This window comes from Mycobacterium sp. E802, from assembly GCF_001666875.1.
GTDB lineage: Bacteria > Actinomycetota > Actinomycetes > Mycobacteriales > Mycobacteriaceae > Mycobacterium.
In genome coordinates this window covers 25,111-44,067 of the sequence record NZ_LZJD01000189.1, presented here as the reverse complement: position 1 = coordinate 44,067, position 18,957 = coordinate 25,111, and the positions used below count along the sequence as shown (strand labels likewise).

At 68.0% G+C, this 18,957-nt stretch carries 18 protein-coding genes; 5 read left to right on the top strand and 13 right to left on the bottom strand.

Annotation, left to right across the window (positions count from 1 at the left end; translation table 11 throughout):
* Positions 1 to 94: 94 nt before the first annotated feature.
* From A5699_RS27515 to A5699_RS27465, 11 genes are all read right to left on the bottom strand, one after another.
* On the bottom strand, positions 95 to 1,438 hold the full coding sequence (locus tag A5699_RS27515) for an AMP-binding protein (RefSeq protein ID WP_067776886.1): 1,344 nt from the start codon (positions 1,436 to 1,438) through the stop codon (positions 95 to 97).
* A complete protein-coding gene (locus A5699_RS27510; RefSeq protein ID WP_067776883.1) occupies positions 1,435 to 2,112 on the bottom strand; it encodes a hypothetical protein in 678 nt (225 codons plus the stop codon). The genes A5699_RS27515 and A5699_RS27510 overlap by 4 nt, the downstream gene beginning before the upstream one ends.
* Positions 2,109 to 3,728 carry a hypothetical protein gene (locus A5699_RS27505; protein WP_067776881.1) on the bottom strand — a complete coding sequence of 540 codons (1,620 nt, stop codon included), beginning with the start codon at positions 3,726 to 3,728 and terminating at the stop codon, positions 2,109 to 2,111. Before A5699_RS27505 ends, A5699_RS27510 begins: the two co-directional genes overlap by 4 nt.
* Positions 3,725 to 4,396, bottom strand: a complete 672-nt coding sequence (locus A5699_RS27500; RefSeq protein WP_067776878.1) for a hypothetical protein — start codon at positions 4,394 to 4,396, stop codon at positions 3,725 to 3,727. Before A5699_RS27500 ends, A5699_RS27505 begins: the two co-directional genes overlap by 4 nt.
* Positions 4,393 to 5,652, bottom strand: a complete 1,260-nt coding sequence (locus A5699_RS27495; RefSeq protein WP_231965862.1) for a MoxR family ATPase — start codon at positions 5,650 to 5,652, stop codon at positions 4,393 to 4,395. Before A5699_RS27495 ends, A5699_RS27500 begins: the two co-directional genes overlap by 4 nt.
* A 291-nt stretch (positions 5,653 to 5,943) precedes the next feature.
* Positions 5,944 to 6,987, bottom strand: a complete 1,044-nt coding sequence (locus A5699_RS27490; protein ID WP_067776871.1) for an AAA family ATPase — start codon at positions 6,985 to 6,987, stop codon at positions 5,944 to 5,946.
* Positions 6,980 to 7,585: a nicotinamide riboside transporter PnuC gene (pnuC, locus tag A5699_RS27485; RefSeq protein ID WP_067776869.1), complete on the bottom strand. Its 606-nt coding sequence runs from the start codon at positions 7,583 to 7,585 to the stop codon at positions 6,980 to 6,982. Before pnuC ends, A5699_RS27490 begins: the two co-directional genes overlap by 8 nt.
* Before the next feature lie 19 nt (positions 7,586 to 7,604).
* Complete coding sequence (locus tag A5699_RS27480; RefSeq protein WP_157561484.1) at positions 7,605 to 8,990, bottom strand: TIGR00366 family protein; 1,386 nt, start codon at positions 8,988 to 8,990, stop codon at positions 7,605 to 7,607.
* Positions 8,991 to 9,095: 105 nt separating this feature from the next.
* Positions 9,096 to 10,394, bottom strand: a complete 1,299-nt coding sequence (locus tag A5699_RS27475; RefSeq protein ID WP_067776858.1) for an NtaA/DmoA family FMN-dependent monooxygenase — start codon at positions 10,392 to 10,394, stop codon at positions 9,096 to 9,098.
* 26 nt (positions 10,395 to 10,420) lie between these two features.
* Positions 10,421 to 11,035, bottom strand: coding sequence for a TetR/AcrR family transcriptional regulator (locus A5699_RS27470; protein ID WP_067776856.1), 615 nt, complete (start codon positions 11,033 to 11,035; stop codon positions 10,421 to 10,423).
* Positions 11,032 to 12,858: an NAD(P)/FAD-dependent oxidoreductase gene (locus A5699_RS27465; RefSeq protein ID WP_067776853.1), complete on the bottom strand. Its 1,827-nt coding sequence runs from the start codon at positions 12,856 to 12,858 to the stop codon at positions 11,032 to 11,034. Before A5699_RS27465 ends, A5699_RS27470 begins: the two co-directional genes overlap by 4 nt.
* A gap of 179 nt (positions 12,859 to 13,037) precedes the next feature.
* On the opposite strand from A5699_RS27465, the gene A5699_RS27460 reads away from it, so the two are divergent.
* Genes A5699_RS27460 through A5699_RS27450 form a run of 3 tightly spaced genes read left to right on the top strand, consistent with a single transcriptional unit; the run spans position 13,038 to position 16,101 of the window.
* Positions 13,038 to 14,483, top strand: a complete 1,446-nt coding sequence (locus A5699_RS27460) for a DHA2 family efflux MFS transporter permease subunit (RefSeq protein ID WP_067776991.1) — start codon at positions 13,038 to 13,040, stop codon at positions 14,481 to 14,483.
* Positions 14,484 to 14,509: 26 nt separating this feature from the next.
* A complete protein-coding gene (locus A5699_RS27455; protein ID WP_067776850.1) occupies positions 14,510 to 15,256 on the top strand; it encodes an SDR family oxidoreductase in 747 nt (248 codons plus the stop codon).
* Between the two features lie 11 nt (positions 15,257 to 15,267).
* Positions 15,268 to 16,101 (top strand): hydroxypyruvate isomerase family protein, encoded by an 834-nt coding sequence (locus A5699_RS27450; RefSeq protein WP_067776847.1) that lies wholly within the window; start codon positions 15,268 to 15,270, stop codon positions 16,099 to 16,101.
* Here the strand turns inward: A5699_RS27450 and A5699_RS27445 are convergent.
* The gene (locus tag A5699_RS27445; RefSeq protein WP_067776844.1) at positions 16,063 to 16,962 is read right to left on the bottom strand and encodes a helix-turn-helix domain-containing protein; all 900 of its coding nucleotides are present in this window, start codon (positions 16,960 to 16,962) and stop codon (positions 16,063 to 16,065) included. The genes A5699_RS27450 and A5699_RS27445 overlap by 39 nt on opposite strands.
* Before the next feature lie 147 nt (positions 16,963 to 17,109).
* Between A5699_RS27445 and A5699_RS27440 the strand changes: the two genes are divergently transcribed.
* A complete protein-coding gene (locus A5699_RS27440; protein ID WP_067776841.1) occupies positions 17,110 to 17,886 on the top strand; it encodes an SDR family oxidoreductase in 777 nt (258 codons plus the stop codon).
* 13 nt (positions 17,887 to 17,899) lie between these two features.
* Complete coding sequence (locus A5699_RS27435) at positions 17,900 to 18,625, top strand: SDR family oxidoreductase (protein WP_067776838.1); 726 nt, start codon at positions 17,900 to 17,902, stop codon at positions 18,623 to 18,625.
* Positions 18,626 to 18,715: 90 nt separating this feature from the next.
* Here the strand turns inward: A5699_RS27435 and A5699_RS29425 are convergent, their stop codons facing one another.
* Positions 18,716 to 18,865 carry a hypothetical protein gene (locus A5699_RS29425; RefSeq protein WP_142253731.1) on the bottom strand — a complete coding sequence of 50 codons (150 nt, stop codon included), beginning with the start codon at positions 18,863 to 18,865 and terminating at the stop codon, positions 18,716 to 18,718.
* Positions 18,866 to 18,957: the final 92 nt, after the last annotated feature.

Genomic DNA, 18,957 nt, shown 5'->3' with positions numbered 1-18,957 from the left:
CCCGGCAGGACCGACAAGCTGAGGCCGCCGGAGCTAGACGTGATGCGATGCCGTCAACGTCTCGCGCATTCGAGCGCTGCAGACAAGAATCGGATCAGCTGACATCACGGCGATAACGCCGCGGCTTACCCTCACCGAGATCGGCCAACGACGCGACGCGACGGATCGACACCGCAGCGCCGAACAGAGCCGCCAGGACGGATTCGATCGCCGTGCTGTCCCCGCCGACCACCGCGGCGGTCACCGTGCCGTCGGCGCCCTGGTGCACGGTCCAGCCGATGGCGCCGTGCCGCTGCAGCTGTTGGGTTACGTCGACGGCGGGCAGCCGGTCGCCGGTGACCGTCGCGAAGACGACCTCTTCTCGGCCCTCGAGGTCGGCGATCGCCAGGCCGCCGTCGGGCAGGGTCACGAGCCGGCCGAAATCGCCGGTGCGGTAACGCACCAACGGCAACAAAGGGTTCTCGCCGGCCGTCACCACGATCTCGCCCCGCGCCCCAGAAGGCACGGGAACACCGGCCGCGTCGAGGATCTCCACATGCACCCGCCGGTCCAGGATCCGGTGCGGGCCGTCGTCGGACCGCACGGCGATCGGCCGCGTCTCGTGCAACCCGTAGACGTCGTACACCGGCACGCCGAACTCGCCCTCGAGCGCTGCCCGCGCGCCCGGCGTCAAGCCCATGGCCGAGGAGAACAGCGCGAGCGGCTGCAGCCCGCCGATTCCCAGCAGTGAGGTCAGCGAGCTCGGATCGCCGGTGATCACCTGTGGAACCTGTGCCCGCAGAAAGGAATTGCGCTGTGCCGCACCGCGTGCCCACGCCGACGGGTGCAGGTTCAGCCGGGCCATGCCGGCGTGGCCGAAGGAGCTGATCGAGCCGGCATAGCTGAACGCCTGCTGTTGATGCACCACATTCACCAAAGCCAGACGCCGCGGGTCGGGATCCCAGACGACGCCGTCGGACGCCGCCAGCGAGCGGAACAGATGGAAGGTGCGGGCCGTGTCTTCCAGATCATCCGGGATCAGCAGGGCGTGGCCCGTCGAGCCCGAGCTGGTGCCGTGCACCAGCCGACTCAGATCCGCGCCGAGTGGTACGTAGGCGCCGATGTCGCGAATCAGGTCCTCGCGGCTGGTGGTGGGGAAGTCCTCGAGGCGCTCCAACCGACCGAGTCCTCGGTAGGCGAGCAATCCGCGCGCGGTCTGCAGATGTCCGGCGAGCCAACCGGTGTGGGGTAGTGGTTCGAGCACCCGGGTGATCGCGTCGGCGTCGAGCCGGTCCCCGGTCGCGTGCGTCCACACCGGTGCGTCCGGATGTTCGCGCAGCGTCCGTAACCGGGCCGCGCCGGCGGCATCCAGCGTGGGCCAACGCTGCGCGTCGGACAGGACGGCGGCCGCGCCGGGGCGGTACTCGCCGATCCCGAGGTGTTCCTGCGGGGTGCTCATTCGTGCCCGTACCGTTGTGCGGCTTCGCGGGCGGCCTTGGCGCGCAGGGCCGAGACGACGGCGGCCCGGTGCTCGTAAGCTTCACGGGCCGCGGCGAAGGCCCGGTCTCGGCGCAGGCTGTCGCGCATGTCAAGGGCGGCGCGGGCAGCGTCGCGGTCCTCTCCGGCGGGCACGAACCCGAAGCGCAGCAGGAACCAGCGCGCGGCCTCCTCGCGGCGTTCGTCGTCGGTGAACCAGGTGCGCGGCGGGGCGACCGGTGCCACCCGTAGCCCCAACATCTCGGCCGCCAGGTCTGAAACCAATAGGAAGCGGTGTGCCACACCGATATCCACGCTGTAGCGACCCAGGGTGAGCTGGCTGCCCAGCAGCCACGCGGCGATGGCGGCACCGGCACGCACGTCGTCCCCGAGGTCGTCCAGGCGTGGCGCATCGGTGGGTCGGTTGCGGCCCGGCACCAGCGGTCCGCCACCCGGGTGGCAGACCAGCTGGTCCAACAACGCCAGGATGTCGACGGCCGGGTCGAGGAATTCCGCCGGCGTCGCCGAGATTCGCGCGGTGATCTCGGCCAGGGCCGGGCCCTGTCGCAACTGCGGGTCGGCCCAGAGCGACTGTTCGTCACCCCCGGAGCGGATCCACCGGTTCAGCGCCTCGTCCCGGATCTGCTCGTGGTTCATGCCCGCGCCCCCTCCAGAAGTTCGGCCGCCAGTGCGCCGCACACCGCTGGCGCGGCGGCCAGGTCCGGAACGAGCCGAATCTCGTAGCCCGCGGCGGCCGCCTCGGCGGCACCGCGGCCGACCCCGAGCAGGACCAGGGTGGCCGAGTCCAGCGCCGGGCGCACGTCCGCGGCCACATGGGCATAGTCCGGCTGACCGGCGCCGAACAGGCTCGTCATGCCGTCGTCGGAGAGCACCACCAGATGGATGCCGCGCCGCTGCGGCCGGGTATAGCGGCGCTGCAACAGATCGAGGGGAAACGTGGTGCCACCGCCGAAATAGTGCAGCACCGCATCGATCGCGACGCGACGGTCCCGCGTCCAGTCGCAGCCGGCTACCTGCCCGGCCGAAGCGAAGGACGTGACCCGGACGCGGCCGCCGCCGGCGAGCGCCGACCCCACCAGGATCACCCCGGCCAACAGCGCCGGTGACCCGAGTTGCGGCGCCGGCATGGACCCCGAGGAGTCCACATACAGGTCCAGGTCGATCTCGGATTCGGCGCGGACGGCGCCGTCGGGCAGCATTGCGCGCCGGCGGGTGGTGACGCCGGGAATCAACACCGGACCGGCCGCCAGCGACGCGGGCAGATCCAGGTCGGCGAGCTCATCACCGGCCTCCCAAACTTCAAGCGGGCCAGGAAGATCGGGCTCGGGCAGAACCTCGTCGGTGCGCACCCGTAGCGGGCGCCACCAGGGTGCGGCCCGGCTGGTGTACCAGGCCCGCAGCACGGCCGCCGGGTCCCCGGCGCCGAGCACGGCCTCGGTGACAGCGATGTCATGCGCCTGCCCACCGTGGCCGCGGGACAACGGAATCGCCTCGCCGATCGGTTCCTGCAATCGGGGATCGGCGAGCACCCGGGTCATCTCGACCTCGGTCAGCGGCGTCCCTCCGACCTCTCCCGCGCACCCGGTCCCAAAAACGTCTTCGGTGAACGCGCCTCCGAGCACCAGCCCGGCCCGCAGTGCCCCGCCGAGCGGGTCGGTCCCGTAGGTGCGCACCAGGTCCGCGAGTACGACGGCGTCGGTCTCGACCGGTTCGGGCGTCACCGGTCCGCCGGCCAGCGTGCCGGCCGGCAACAGCCACAGCATCTCGTAGGCCCGCAAGACCCGCGCCATCACGGGGTCGGGGGTGTCGGTGCGCAGCACACGCCAGGTGTCGACGATCGTCGGGGTCAGCCCGGCGCGGCGCTGGGCTCGTTCCACCCGCGCGTTGATGAGCATGTCCTCCCACAGATTCGCCAGCATTGCCCCGACCCGGGCCACCCGATCGATCGGGACGCCGTCGGGCGCGGCGACCGACACCGCGTTGGCCATCTGCAGTTGGATCCGCGCCCCCTCCACCCGGGTCGCGGGGGCGAGCACGTGGTGGCCGAGCTCGTGGGCGAACACGCTGACGAGGTGGTCGGTCAATCCCTGACGACGCAGGTCGGCGACATCGATGAGCACTTGCGACGGGAAGGTGAACGCCGCGAACGTGCCTTCCAGCTCATGCGGATGCGGCGGATGCATCCGCACGCCCCACAGCTCCTGGGCGTCGGCCCAAGCCTGTGACCATCCGGGTAGCGGTTCGTCGGTCACGGCCAGATCCGTAGGCCGGGGACATCGACGCCCAACAGGTAGGAGCCGTCGGCGCGGACCACATCCTGCTCGCGTTCGACAGCCCATCCCGATTGGGATGGCACGAACACCGCGCCGCACACGTCGAGCAACAGCAGCCACTGCCGGCGGCCCGCTCGGACCACGAACCGGTCGGGCCGCTCGGTGCCCACAACATGCTCCGGTGGCACCAAAAACGGCCCACCGAAACCGACGAAGCCCCCGACGGCATCGATCCGCGGCTGCGGATGACCGCGCGGGCGCCCGTCGTGGCCGGCGGCGCCGGGCCACCAGAACGGATCGGTGGTCAATCCGGCCAGCGTGGGGCCGACCGTGTCGGGTGGCAGGGCCAGCGCGGCGCCGACGTGGCCGGTGGCATCAGGCCGGGCCGCGAGCAGGTCCCGGGCCTGGGCGAGGGCGCTCACCCGCAGCCGGACGACGCCGGCCCGCCAGGCCGCGAGCGCGGTGAGCACCGGTTGCCACTCCGGCGGGGCCGCGGGGACATGCTGGGCGAACCGGCGCAGCAGCGGCACCGAGCCGCCCCAACCGGCGACGTTCGCCTCGACCTGCGCCGGCTGTGGGGGCGGAGGTGACGGCAGCGGCGGCAGGTCGAGGTTGACCAGACGCCCCTGCGGTCCGGGCGGGATCACCGCCCACCGCCGGTGGCGTCCAGCCAGGTGAGGTAGTTGCGGTAGCGCTGGTGCACATGCTTGAGCGTCAGCAGGTCGGTGTAGGTGGAGCCGTAAAGCTTTCCGGTGCCGGCGATCTGGGCGATGCGTGACTCCACCGCGGTCAGCCGTGCGGACACCTCGGCGCGGCTCACCCCGGTCAGCCCGGCCCGTAGTTGAGCCAGCAGCTCACCAACCGGGTCCTCGTCGCGGGCCAACCGGTCCCGGCGGGCCCGGTCCCACAGTGTGGAAAGCCAGGCTCCGGTGTCGGTGCGCAGTTCGGCCCCGTCGGCGCCGTCGAAGGTCGGATGGTGCAGATTCGGAGCCACCTTGCCCCGCAACACAAATGGGAGCACGGCAGCTACGTCGTCGGAGCCGACGGCCGGGCGTCCGCGGAACCAGGCCATCGCCTTGGCGTACAGGATGAGGGCCTGCAGCGCACGTGGTGACGGCGCCGACGCGGTCTCGGCGCCCAGATCGGCCTGCACGTCGGCGCCGGTGTTCAGGTCGATCACCTCGCCCACGCGGCCGCCGCCGGTGGTGATCACGTCCTTGGTGCGGTGTTCGAAGGTGCGCCCGCCGTGCTGGGCGAACTCGAAATGACTTGCAAATGCCGACAATTCGGCCACCACCTCCGGCGGAACCGGCACCGCCCGGATTCCGGCGGCGACGGCGGCCCGCTCGGCGGCGCCGAAGACCAGGTCGGGTGGTACGTGTTCCTCGGGCCGCTCGCCGCGTTCCACCCGGGCGATCAACTCGTCAAGAAACCGCGGGTTGTAGCCCATCGCGGTGACGGTGACGTCCATCCGATCTCGCAGCGCCTGGATGAGCGCGAACGTGCCCCCGCCCGCATCGTCGTTGGCAGTGAAGAACCACGACTCCACGCCGTCGGCCGGTGCGGTGGCGAGCAGTTGGTCGTGTGACTCCACATAGCCGTCGGCGACCATGGTCAGCAGAGCCGACTGGGTCTTGGTGGGGATGCGGTTCACCTCGTCGACGATCTTCACCGGCGCGGTCAACCACTCGCGCCAGGCGATCCGCACGTCGGCGAGCCGCTCGGCGCCGAGCAGGTCCTTCGGCAGCGGCATGCCGACCAGGTCGGAGATGCTCAGCTGCGGCTGTCCCTGCTGGATGTCGCGGCGCACCTGCGCCGGCGTGGACCCGGCCATCACCGCCAGCACGGTGGCCACCGTGGTCTTGCCCCGCCCCGAGCCCGGCGACCGCATCGGTGACCTCACGGTCGATGACCTCTTCGCACCGCCGCCGCAGGCCCCGGTGAGCCTCGACGAGAAGGTGCGACAGGCCTACTTCTGGCTCGTCAACTCCGCAGTGGTGCTGCCCTATCACGACATCGAGTTCTCCACGGCCGACCCGGTCACCTTCTCGGTCGGTGATGCCGGTGCCGTCCTCACGCTGCCCACCGATCAGTCCTACGCCTCGGGTGTGCTCGTGCCGCTGCTGGCGTTCGCCGTCGGCGGTCGGTGCCTGCTGGTGGGTGGGTGCCTCGGGGATGTGCTGCCAGCGATCGCTCATCTGATGATGATGCCGGTTCCGCGCTGCGGCAGGGGCGCGCTGCACAGCGGTGTCGCGGCCAATTCCCGCCCGACGGCGTCGAGGGCGGTGGCGGTGCGCTGCGCCGGCGTGCCCCGCACTTCGATCCAGGGCACGGGCTGGGCGGCAAGGGTTTCGCGGAACCGGTCCTGCATGGCGTGCCGCAGGTGTTCACCGTCGCGCCAGCCGTCCTGCACGAACGGGATCTCGTCGCCGGTGAGCAGGTACAGCACCGGTGGGTGTGCGGCGGCCCGGAGTTCCAGCCGCTGCGCCCGATGCCCCACGTACCGCTCATGCCACAGGGTGGTGGCCAGGGCATCGGTGTCGCAGACGAGCACCGAACGCGGCGCGGTGGCCGCCGCGGCGCGCTCCATCGCGATCTGCCGGTCGGTGATGAGATCGAATTCGTGTGTGCGCCAAGGAGAGTGCGGGCCGCCGTCGCGGGTCTCAGTGTACTCGCGGCCATACTCGGGCACCCAGTCGGTGCCCAGCGCGGCGGCGAGATCGGCGGCCAGGGTCGTGGACCCGGTCGACTCGGCACCGAGCACCACCACCCGCCGGATCAGGTCGGTGCGCACCAGCGGCGGCAGCGCCGACCAGTGCGCATCCGGGTCCGCGCGGATCGCGGACGCCGAGATCGGCAGCTGCGCACGGTCCGGGTTGACCTGCACCCAGGTGGCATTCAGGCGTCGGGCCAGCTCGCCGCCGTAGACGTCGGAGGTGAACACGGCGTCAACGGCGGCATCCAACAGAGCCTCGATCACCGTCATGTGGGCGTCCCAGGCCGGTGCGGAATCGAAGTCGACCGCGGCGTCGTCGAGGCCGCACACCACATGTGCGCCAGGGAATTCGGCGCGTATCCAGCCCACCCGACGGTCCATCGAGATGGATTCTGCGCTGGACCCGAGCACCTCGACGGTGACCACATCGCAGCGGGCCAACGCGGTCCTGATCAGCAGCGCGTGGCCGGCGTGGAATGGATAAAACTTGCCCAACACCAGGCCGTGGGCGAACTCAGGCATGTTGTCCGACCGGTTCGCTGCCCGGCACCGCGGCGAGGTCACGCCGCCACACGCGCAGGCCGTTGACGCACAGTCCGATGAAGATCAGGTACAGGGCGCCGGTGATCCACAGGCCCTTGCTTGCCGCCAGCCCCACCATGGCGATGTCCACCACGATCCAGACGCACCAGGTCTGCCAGCATCGCCGGTTCAGCAGCACCTGGGCGACCAGGCTGAAGGAGGTGACGGCGGCGTCGGCCACCTCGGTGGTGGAGTCGGTCTGGCCGAGCAGCAGCGCCACGATCGCGGTGCCGAGCCCACCCGCAACCAGTGCGATTGCGAGGCCGCGGGCAGTGGCGGCGCGGACGAATCCGTCGTCGACGGCGCCCTTCGCCCGCGCCCAGCCGTACCAGCCCATCACCCCGAGACCGAGGTAGACCACCTGCAGCGCGGCGTTCCCGTACAGCGCGTTGGTGGTGAACAACCACAAGAAGACCAGGTTGTTCGCAATGCCGACCGGGAAGTTGTACACGTTGCGCCGGCCGGCCAACCACACGCACAACAGGCCCGTCCCGAACCCGAGCACCTCGGTCCAGTTCGCCGCCCACCACGGGCCCACGTGTGCTCCCTCCGACGCCTCAGATCACCAACGGTGCGATCAACATCGTCGCACCCAGGACCACCAACCCGATCAGGAAGGCCACGACCGTAAAGCCCATCACCTGGCGCACATTGAGTTTCGCGATCGCCAACAGCGGCAGCAGCCAGAACGGCTGGATCATGTTCGCCACCCCTTCACCGACGGCGACGGACATCGACATCAACCCGAGGTAGGCCGGGGACTGCTGGCCGACCGCTAACGCCGAGTCCACCGCGATCGGTCCCTGCACCGCCCAGTGCCCGCCGCCGGACGGCACGAAGAGGCTGATGATCAACGAGCCGATGAACGTCAGGAACGGCAGGGTGTACTGCGTCGCCCCGTTGACCACCGCCTCGGCCAGCAGCGTCTGCAGCGGTTTGGTGTCCTCGATCGCCTGATAACCCAACAAGCCGACCAGTCCGCCGTACAGCGGATACTGCAGCAGCAGTGGCCCGGACACCTTCGCCGCGCCGGTGAACGCCCGGATGAACCGGATCGGGGTGCGGTGCAACAACGCGCTCGTGATGGTGAACAACATGATCATCGACGAGATGTTCAGGGCGAAACCGCTGAGCACGAAGTACGCGATCCCGGCGACAAACACCAAAACGTTGAGGATCCACAGGTTTTCCAGCCATTCGGCGAACGTCTTTTTCCTGCTGACGTCGGTGTCGTCGTGCGTTTCGCTGTCCGGTTGCTCGTCGTCTTCGAACACCGCAGGATCCGGTGCCAGGCTCTGGGCCGGCGCCATGCGCCAGATCGCCAGCGCGAGCACGGCGAGCACGACGATCACCGAGAGCCAGCTGTAAGGCTGGAAGATGGTCTGGCTCAACGGCACCGTGATGCCGGTGATCTTGTGGATCACGTTGATCGGACTGCTGCTGTCGGTGTTGGCCAGCGCGATCGACGACGATAGGCCCTGGGTCCAGACGATGAAGCCCATGAATGCCGCCGCGATCAGGTAGCCGAAGTGTGCATCGGTGAACCGCCGTGCCACCTGCCGGGCCACCAGCGCACCGGCCACCAGTCCCAGGCCCCAGTTGAGCAGCGACAGCACCGCGCTCACCGCGAAACAGAGCAGTGCCCCCTGCACCTGGTTGTTCGGCTTGGCGGCGATGCAGCCGATGGCCCGTTTCAGGATCGGCGCCTCGGCCAACGTGTAGCCCGTCACCAGGATCAACACCATCTGGAAGGCGAACGTGAAGATGTTCTGCGAGCCCCACACCCCGCCGTACCACGCCTTGAGCATGCCGTCGGCCGACGCGCCGTCGACCAACACCGCCACCAGCGCCGCGACGATGAGGGTGAGGATGACCGCGAAAAGATACGGGTCGGGCATCAGACGTTCGACGTAGCGGACACACAGCCCGGTGAACGACTGCATGACGCCGCGGCGCCGGGGTGGGTGTTCTTCGCCTGCCGCAGTAGGTTGTTCGCTCGTCGTCATCGACTTTCCTTGCCGTTTCGCCTGCCGGCAGGGACTCTAGCCTCAGAACCGCTCGCGCAAGGGCCGATCCGCCGGGGTGGCGCGATAGATGCCGCGGTCGATGAGCCGGGGGACCACCTCGTCGATGAACTCCCGGATGGACTCCGCACCCGCGGAGAACATCAGGTTGAATCCGCCGACGTTGCCGTCGGAATGCCAGGCCGCGAAGTCCTCGACAAGATCGTCGTAGGAGCCGACGAACTTGCGGTGGGTGGCGCCGCCGCGGCCGACCGCCTGGGCCGCGACCTCGCGCACCGTCACCCCCGGGCGTTCCTGAATCCAGTTGTACAGCCCCACATAGTTGCCGAAGGTGCTCTTGATCGTCTTCTCGACATCGGCCGGAACCGGCAGCGCCGCAACCGGAAACGGGGCGTCGATGTCGTCGAGCGGGATCTCGATACCGAACTGGCCCAAGGCAAACGGGGCGATGGGCGCCCAGTCGACGTAGCTGTCCAACTCGTGCAGCCGCTCCTCGGCGTCTTTGACGGTCTTGCCGACATAGGGAATGAGGCCGGGAATCGCAGGCACGGAGCCGGGTTCACGGCCCTGGGCGGCCAGCGCCTTGTCCAGGGTCTCGCGGTAGACCGCGGCGCCCTCGCGTGTAGAGGAGTTGGTGAACACCATCTCGGCATACTTGGCGGCGACCCGGATGCCGGCCCCGGAGCCACCGGCCTGTGCGATCAGTGGTCGGCCTTGCCGGCTGGGTGCGATGTTGAGTGGGCCGGAGACCTGAAACAGGTTGCCCCGGTGGTTGATCGGCTCCGCGTAGAACCGGGTGCGGCCGTCGGGATCGCGGCGCAGCTCGCGGTTCTCCCACAGTGACCGCAGCACATCGAGGAACTCGTCGGCGCGTTGGTAGCGTTTTTCCCGATCCAAATGCTTTGCCAGGCTGTAGTTCAGCGCGAAGTCATCGATGACGGAGGTGACGGCGTTGTATCCGGCACGGCCGTCAGACGCCTGGTCCAGTGAGGCCAGCAACCGGGCCAGGTTGTACGGGTCGTAGAACGTCGTCGACGCAGTGGCGATGAGGCCGACGTGCTTGGTGTGCTGGGATATTGCGGTTAGCGCCGTGATGGGTTCGGCGGGGCCGCCATCGAAGGCCGGTGAGCCCTGCATGCCGGGGATGTCACCGACGAACAGCGCGGTGAACAAGCCCTCGTCGCCGAAGCGCCCGTACTCGAGCAGGCGCTCGAAAGTGCTGCGCTCGGCGATTCCGTGCGCCTGTTCGTACCCGTACGCACCCTGGTGCAGGTTGATGTCGTTGGCTACCAGGTTCAGATGCAGATACCGTCGGTCCGTCATCGGGAGTTCCTGTCTCGGTGAGGGTTTCAGCGCATGGTGGCGTAGAGGGCATCGGTCATCGCCTCGATGGCGGCCTCGCGGTCCAGCGGCCACCCGTCGACGAGCCATAGATGCATGAAGGAGTCGACCATGGTGTACATCATCGCGATCGCCAACCGGATTTGAGCCTCGTCGGCGCCGGGGATGGCGTCGTTGGCAATCCAGTCCTCGATGTTGGCTTCCATGGTGGCCCGGTGGGCGGCGGCGAATTCCGGGTCGGCGGCGCGGGCTTGGTGCAGCGCCATGTAAAGCTCCGGTGCGGCGGTGTAGAAGTCGACCACTTTCTCGAAGAAGGCCCGAACCGACGGCCGCCCCGACTTGCCGCCGCGCGGCGCATCCTGCTGTGACCACACCGTCATCCGGGTGTTGCGCAGCTCGCGCAGCACCGCGGCCTTGCTGTCGAAATGCAGGTAAAAGGTGGCTCGACCGATCCCGGCGCGCCGCACGATGTCGTCGATGGTGACCGCGACATAACCGCGCTCGCCGAAGGCTTCCAGGGCGGCGGCCATGATGTGCTCACGTGTCATGATGCGATGGCGGTCGCGCATCGTGAGTTTCGGTGCCCCAGTGTCGGTGTCGTCGACGTGCGTCGTCTCGGTCACGTCAAGACCACACCCTCCAGCTGGCCCGTCGAGCGCCACTTGGCCAACATGTCGAAGAACTCGACGGGCTTACCGCCGAAGTTGGTCGACAACATGCCGTGTGGGTTGTCCTTGTCGCCTTCGGAACTGAGGTAGCTCGGTGTGCAGTCGGCGTAGAAGGCCTTCGGCTTGACCGAGGCCTCGTTCATCGCCGCCAGCCACTCTTCCTCGGCCTCGGCGGTGGCCTCGATGGTCGTCGCCTTGCGTTCGACGAATGTGCTGACCAGATAGGCGAAGTGGCGGGCGCGCTCCTCGGCGGTGTGGGTGTAGTTGGGGGAGACGCCGGATTGGGTGTAGCCCAGAAAGAAGCAGTTGGGGAAGCCGTGGGTCTGCAGCCCGTGCAGCGTCCGCATGCCCTTGGCCCATTTGTCGCTCAGTCGGACGTTGTCGCGACCGACGATCTCGAACCCGAGGCGCCGGGTGAACTCGGTGCCGACCTCGAAGCCGGTCGCGAAGATCAACGCGTCGAGCTCGTATTCGACGCCGTCGACGACGGCGGCCGTCTCGGTGAACCGCTCCACTCCGCGGCCGTCGGTGTCGACCAGTTCGACGCTGTCGCGGTTGAAGGTCTTGAGGTATTCGTCGTGGTAACCGGCGCGTTTGCACATCAGGCGGAACCAGGGCTTGAGCGCCTCGGCGGTCTTCTCGTCGTGCACGGTCTCGCTGATCCGCCGGCGCAGGCGTTCCATCGCGTCGAAGTCGGCGCGGAACAGGAACGCGTCGATCTCCTGCGGGGTCATCTCCCGGCCGAGGCGGGCGGTCTCGCGGATCACCGCAGAATCGGTCAGCTCCAACGCATTGCGCGTCCAGCCGTCCTCGGTGAGATCGAGGTCCATCTCGACCCCGCAGGTGACCCGGGTGAAGTTCTCCATCCGTTCCCGCTGCCAGCCCGGCTGCAGACCGGCGGCCCAGTCGCGGTCGGTGGGCCGATTGCCGCGTTCGGCGACGGTGCTCGGAGTCCGTTGGAACACATAGAGTTTCTGCGCCCACCGGCCCAGGTGTGGGATGCACTGCAGGCCCGTCGCGCCGGTGCCGATGATGCCGACGCGCTTGTCGGCGAGCTTGGTCAGCCCGCCGGTTTCGTCGCCGCCGGTGTAGCCGTAATCCCAGCGGCTGGTGTGGAAGGTGTGCCCGGTGAATTCGTTGATTCCCGGGATGCCGGGCAGTTTCGGGCGGGTGAGCGATCCCGGGGAGACGGTGACCAGCGACGCGGTGAACACATCGCCGCGGTTGGTCGAGATTTCCCAGTGCGCGGCCTGCTCATTCCAGCGCATACCGGTGACGGTGGTTTGCAGCAACGCATTTCGGTACAGCCCGTAGTGCCGGGCGATGGCCTGCAAGTGTGCGCGGATCTCCGGCCCATGGGCGTAGCGCTCGGTGGGCATGTAGTTCAGCTCTTCGAGCAGCGGCAGGTAGATATAGGACTCGATGTCGCACTGGGCGCCGGGGTAACGGTTCCAGTACCACGTGCCACCGAAGTCGCCCGCGGTGTCGACGATCCGGACGTCGGTGACGCCGGACTCCTGCAGCCGGGCGGCGGCGATGAGGCTGCCGAGCCCGGCACCGATGATCAGCACCTGCACGTGGTCGTGCACCGGCTCACGGTCGACCCACTCGGTGTAGGGATCGTCGGCGTAGTGCGAGAAGTCGGCGGTGACCTCGACGTACTGGTCGACGGCATCGGGGCGCAGACGCTTGTCACGTTCGAGCGCGTACTTCGCGCGGACCCATTCGGCGTCGTACTCCGCCGGCTGAGGACGCAGGGAAGTAGGCGTCTGTGGCATCTCACTCCTCGAATCCGGAAATTTCGCTAGACACACCGTCTGGTCAATGGACCGTATGCCATCTTGGCAGACGCATCGTTGATTATCGAGGGCTCAGCCGGAAAAACTGGTTTCCCCGTCGCGGGGCCGGCCACCTACCCTGGGGTGCTGCGAAAGTGCCGATTGAGACAGGAGTGGTGATGACAGCGGGACCGGACACGGGGGAGATCGCGACGCGACCGCGTGCCGAGTCGAGCCCCAACGTCATCATCGCGTTGCTGGTCGGATCGGCGTTCGTGATGATCCTCAACGAGACGATCATGAGCGTCGCATTGCCGGCGTTGATCGTGGATCTGCACATTTCCGCCAGCACGGCGCAATGGCTCACCAGCGGTTTCCTGCTGACCATGGCCGTGGTCATCCCCATGTCGGGCTCGCTACTGCAGCGGTATCCGGTGCGCGGGATCTACCTCACCTCGATGTCGCTGTTCTGCACCGGCACGCTCGTGGCCGCCCTCGCACCGGGTTTCGCGGTGCTGATGGCCGGGCGGATCGTGCAGGCGTGCGGCACCGCGGTGATGATGCCGCTGTTGATGACGACGGTGATGACGTTGATTCCAGCCGACCGGCGCGGACAGATGATGGGCACCATCTCGATCGTCATCGCGGTCGCCCCGGCGATCGGGCCCACGCTGTCCGGCTTCATCCTCGGCTCGCTGGACTGGCGGTGGATGTTCTGGATCGTGCTGCCGATCGCGCTGGCTTCGTTGGCCGCCGGCCTGACGTGGTTGCGGGTCGAGGACGAACGGGAGGAACCGACCCCGATCGACCCGATCTCGGTGCCGTTGTCGGCGGTCGCGTTCGCGGGCCTGGTCTTCGGCCTCTCACTGTTGGGCGAGGCCGCGCATGGCGGGCCGGGCATCCCCGCCTGGGCGCCGATGGCACTTGGCGCGGTGGCGATGGTGGCTTTCGGAGCACGCCAGGTACAGCTGCAGCGCCGGGACCGCGCGTTCCTCGACCTGCGGCCGTTCACCTACCGGCGGTTCTCGGTGTCACTGAGTCTGGTGGTCCTCGGCTTCATGGGATTGTTCGGGGCCATCATCATGGTGCCGCTGTACGTGCAGGACGTGCTGGGCCACAGTGCCTTGGTGGCCGGGCTGGCGACCCTGCCGGGTGGATTGCTCATGGGTTTGGCCGGACCGTTGGTGGGCCGGGCCTATGACCGTCACGGCGCGCGGATGCTGGTGGTGCCGGGGTCGATGCTGCTGTGCGCATCGCTGTGGGGTTTCACCGAGCTGTCGGCCGCCTCAGCGATCTGGGAACTCGTCGCGCTGCAGACTCTCATGATGGTCGGCCTGTCGATGATGTTCACCCCGTTGATGACCGACGCGCTCGCCGTACTGCCCGATCGTCTGTACTCGCACGGCAGCGCGATCTTGACCACGTTGCAGCAGGTGGCCGGCGCGGCGGGCACTGCTTTGTTCGTGACGGTGATGACCAAGGCCTCGCAGTCGGGCGGAGCACCCGACATCTCGGGCGTGCACGCGGCGTTCCTGGCCGCGGCGATGATCGGTGTGAGCGCGGTGGTCATGGCCTTCTTCACCGCCGCCCGTCCGAGCCCGGCTGGCGGCACACCGACGCACTGAGCCGCTGCCACGGCACAATCGACGACGTGGACAAAGACCCGAAAATCGTCGTCGTCACCGGAGCGGGCAGCGGCATCGGCCGCGCCACCGCGCAGGTTCTGTTGGACGCCGGCCATCACGTGGTGCTGGCCGGTCGCCGGCCTGAGACGTTGGCACAGGTGGCGGCGCACCGGCCGAATGCGTTGGTGGTGCAAACCGATGTCACCGACTCGGCGTCGGTGCAGGCCTTGTTCGCCGAGACCGTCGCATCGTTCGGTCGCGTGGATGTGTTGTTCAACAATGCAGGCGTGTTCGGGCCCTCGGCCTCGATCCTCGACATCGACGACGAAGGGTGGAGCACCACCTGGCGCACCAACGTCGACGGAGCGGTGTACTGCGCACGCGAGGCCGCCCGCCTCATGGCTTCCCAGCTACCCCGAGGCGGCCGGATCATCAACAACGGCTCCCTGTCGGCGCACCGGCCCCGGCCCAACAGCCTGGCCTACACCACCACCAAACATGCGATCAGCGGGCTGAGCGCGTCGATGTTGTTGGACCTGCGCGACATCGACATCTGCATCACCCAGATCGACATCGGCAACGCTGCCACGGACATGACCGCCGGGTTCAGCCACCAGACTTTGCAGGCCGACGGAAGTCTCGCGGCGGAACCCACTTTCGACGTCGAGCATGTGGCCCGCGCGGTCGCTCACCTCGTCGAGCTGCCGCTGGACGTGTCGGTTCCGTCGCTGACGGTGATGGCCCGGGCCATGCCGTACTTCGGCCGCGGCTGAACCGAGGTCTCGTGAGTACCACTGCACGCTTCGTCGTCAACTGCTCGATCCTGTTCCCCGAGCTGCCCCTGCTGCAACGGCCCGACGCAGCCCGCCGCGCCGGCTTCGAGGCAGTCGAATTCTGGTGGCCCTTCGACGATCCGGTTCCACCTGACCCGGAGGTCGACGCGTTCGTCCGGGCCGTCGAGGACGCCGGGGTGCGCCTGGTGGCGATGAACTTCACCGGCGGTGACATGGCCGCGGGGGACAGAGGGCCGGTCTCGGACCCCGCGCAGCGCAATACCTTCCGAGACAACGTCGACGTCGCCATCGGCATCGCACAACGGCTGGGCACCAAGGCATTCAACGCGCTCTACGGCAACCGACGTGAGGGGCTGGACCAGTCCACACAAGACGAGACCGCGTTGGAGAACCTCGCCCACGCCGGCCGGCTGGCCCAGGGCATCGGTGCCACGATCCTCATCGAACCCCTCAGCGGCGTACCGGCGTACCCCTTGAACACCGCGGCCGAGGCGATCGCGGTGATCGAACGCGTCGAACGGGAAACGGCAGTGACGTCACTGAAGCTTCTCGCCGACCTGTACCACCTGCAGGTCAACGGTGACGACATCACCGCGGTGATCGACCGCCACATCGACCGTATCGGTCACGTCCAGATCGCCGATGCACCGGGACGAGGCGTGCCCGGCACCGGAGCCATGGACATCCCGGCCCATCTGAGCCACTTTGGCCGTCGCGGCTACCGCGGTCACGTCAGCCTGGAGTACCAGGCCGACGGCCCCGACCCGTTCGGCTGGCTGCCGCGATCACGACGCGGTGTCAGCCCCTGGCTGTCCCTCGGGTGACCGAACACGTTCGTCCCCATGCCAATTCGCCAGCAGGCGCAGTGCCGTCTCGTCGGCAGATCCGGCTGCGGTGGTGTAGATGATGAGGATCTGATCTGGGTCGGCCGACGGGTTGAGGGCTTGGTAGTCGACGGTCAGATCACCGACCAACGGATGATGGTAGGCCTTGGTTCCGGTCGTCCGCCGTTCCACGGTGTGGTTGGACCACCAGGATCGGAATTCCACCGAACGGATGGACAATTCGCCGACGAGGGCGGCCAGCTTGTCGTCGTCGGGATGGCGTCCGGCATCGAGCCGCAACATGGCGACGGTATCGGCGGCCACCTGCTCCCAATCCGCGTAGAGCTCACGGGCATGCGGGTCGAAGAAGACGAAGCGGGCCTGGTTACGTTGGGCGGCGGGCAACTCGCGGAACTCGGTGATCAGGGCCCCGGCTAATCGGTTGTGGGCCAGCACGTCCAGGCGCCGGCCTAAGACAAACGCCGGTGAACACACCTGGTCGAGCAACTCCAGCAGACGCAGGGTGGTGCCGTCCACCGATTGGGGCCGCGATCGCCGCTTGCGTTGGGTGGGCTGGCGTCGCGCCAGGTGATGTAGGTGCTGACGCTCGGCCTCGTTGAGCTGCAGCGCGCCGGCCAGCGCGTCGAGCACATCGGTCGAGGCGCTGCGGCTGCGGCCCTGCTCGAGGCGGGTGTAGTAGTCCACGCTGACCCCGGCCAGTCTGGCCAGCTCCTCGCGACGCAACCCCGGCACCCGGCGACGCGCAACTGCCTCGTCGTCGAGACCGGCCGCCTGCGGGCTCAACTGTGCCCGCCGCGCGCTGAGGAATTCGGCCAGCTCCGACGATTTTCGGTCGGTCATGCTGCCAGTCTGCCCGCTGCGCGCCGGTTGTCGACGCCGAAGGTGGCCCAGTTTGTCCCCCGATAGACAGGGCGGGTCTGACCGCCCCAAAGTCATCCGATTGCCGGTTGTCTGGGTGGTGTCACGTCGTCACGAAAGGAGAACCACATGTCCACCCTCATCACCGCAACCCCACTGGCCGAGCGGGTCGCTGTCGTCACCGGCGCCTCCAGCGGTATCGGTGAGGCCACCGCGCTACGCCTGGCCGCGCTGGGCGCCACGGTGGTGCTTACCGCGCGCCGGGCCGACCGGCTGGCGGCCCTGGCCCAGCAGATCACCGAGCGCGGGGGCACCGCGTTGGCCCTCCCGGTCGACGTCACCGACCGCGAGGCAGTCAAAGCCGTCGCCGAGCAGGTCGACCACCGCTTCGGCGGGGCCGATCTGGTGTTCGCCAACGCCGGAGTCCAGCTCATCTCACCGGTCGAGGACGTCAAATTCGATGAATGGCAGCGCCAGATCGACCTCAACGTCACCGGGGTGATGAACGTCATCGGCGCCTTCGTGCCGCAGCTCGTCGCTTCGGCCGCCGACGGAAAGCCCGCCGATCTGATCACCACCTCGTCGATCGCTGCAACGAGGGTGTTGGAAAAGTTCTCGGTGTATTCGGGCACAAAGGCGTACATCAGCCAGCTCACCAGGCTGTTGCGAGTTGAGCTGGGCCGCAAGAACGTCCGGGTCGCCACCATCGAACCCGGGATGGTCGACACCGAATTGCCGTTGCACGTCACCGATCCGGACGCCTCGAAGCTGATGGCCGATCTGATCGACGACATCGACGTACTCACCGCCGCCGATGTGGCGGAAACGATCGCCTTCATTGCCGCGGTGCCCCGACACGTGAACCTGACCGAGATCACCATCCTGCCCACCCAGCAAGCGATCTGAGGAACGAACACAGATGAACAAGACGGTCTTGATCACCGGAGCCTCCAGCGGTATCGGCGAGGCCACCGCGCGGCGCCTGGCCGCCGACGGGCACCAGGTGTTTCTCGGTGCCCGTCGTACCGATCGGCTGCAAAGCCTGGTCGACGAACTCCGAAGTGCCGGTGGCGCAGCAGCCTTCCGCCGTCTGGACGTCACCGACGCTGATGATGTCGAGCGGTTCGTGGCCGCCGCACTCAGCACCTATGGCCGTGCGGACGTGATGGTCAACAACGCCGGGGTGATGCCGCTGTCGATGCTGGCCGAGCGCCGTGCCGACGAGTGGAACCGCATGATCGATGTGAACATCCGCGGCGTGCTGCACGGCATCGGCGCTGCCCTGCCGGTGATGCGGGCCCAGGGCGGCGGCCACATCGTCAACCTGGCATCCATCGGTGCCCACGAGGTGGAACCGACCGCGGCGGTCTATTGCGCCACCAAGTTCGCGGTGTGGGCGATCTCCGAGGGACTACGCAAGGAGAGTGCGGGTGACATCCGGGTCACTGTCGTGTCCCCGGGTGTCACCGAATCCGAGCTGGCCGAGTCGATCTCCGACGAGGCGGCACGTTCGGCGATGCGGGACTACCGGGCGGTCGCCATTCCCGCGTCAGCCATCGCCGATGCCGTCGCCTTCGCCGTCGGCCAGCCGGCCGAAGTGGATGTCAACGAGATCATCGTCCGCCCAGCGGCAAGCACCCATTAGCCACTGCGGAGATTGCCCGCGCCCGGGGCCCACCGAAAACAACAGAGCCGGGGCCTTCGGGCCACCGGCTCTGTACAGCGGCTGGTCATCTCAGCGATGTGCATCCTGAAGCTCGTACCGCTGTACGACTGCGATCAACTCTTCACGAACCGTCGAGTTGGGCAGTTCGTTGATCCGCGCGTAGAGGCGGCGCCGCATGTTGGCGCGCTTCTGGTTCGCGCGAAACTGTGCGAAGGACATACTTCTCACTCCTCAAAGTGCCCCGGATCACGGGGACTCATGTGTTGTTGACGTCCACACCTCGGGGATCACCCGAGGAACAGGGACCCTTC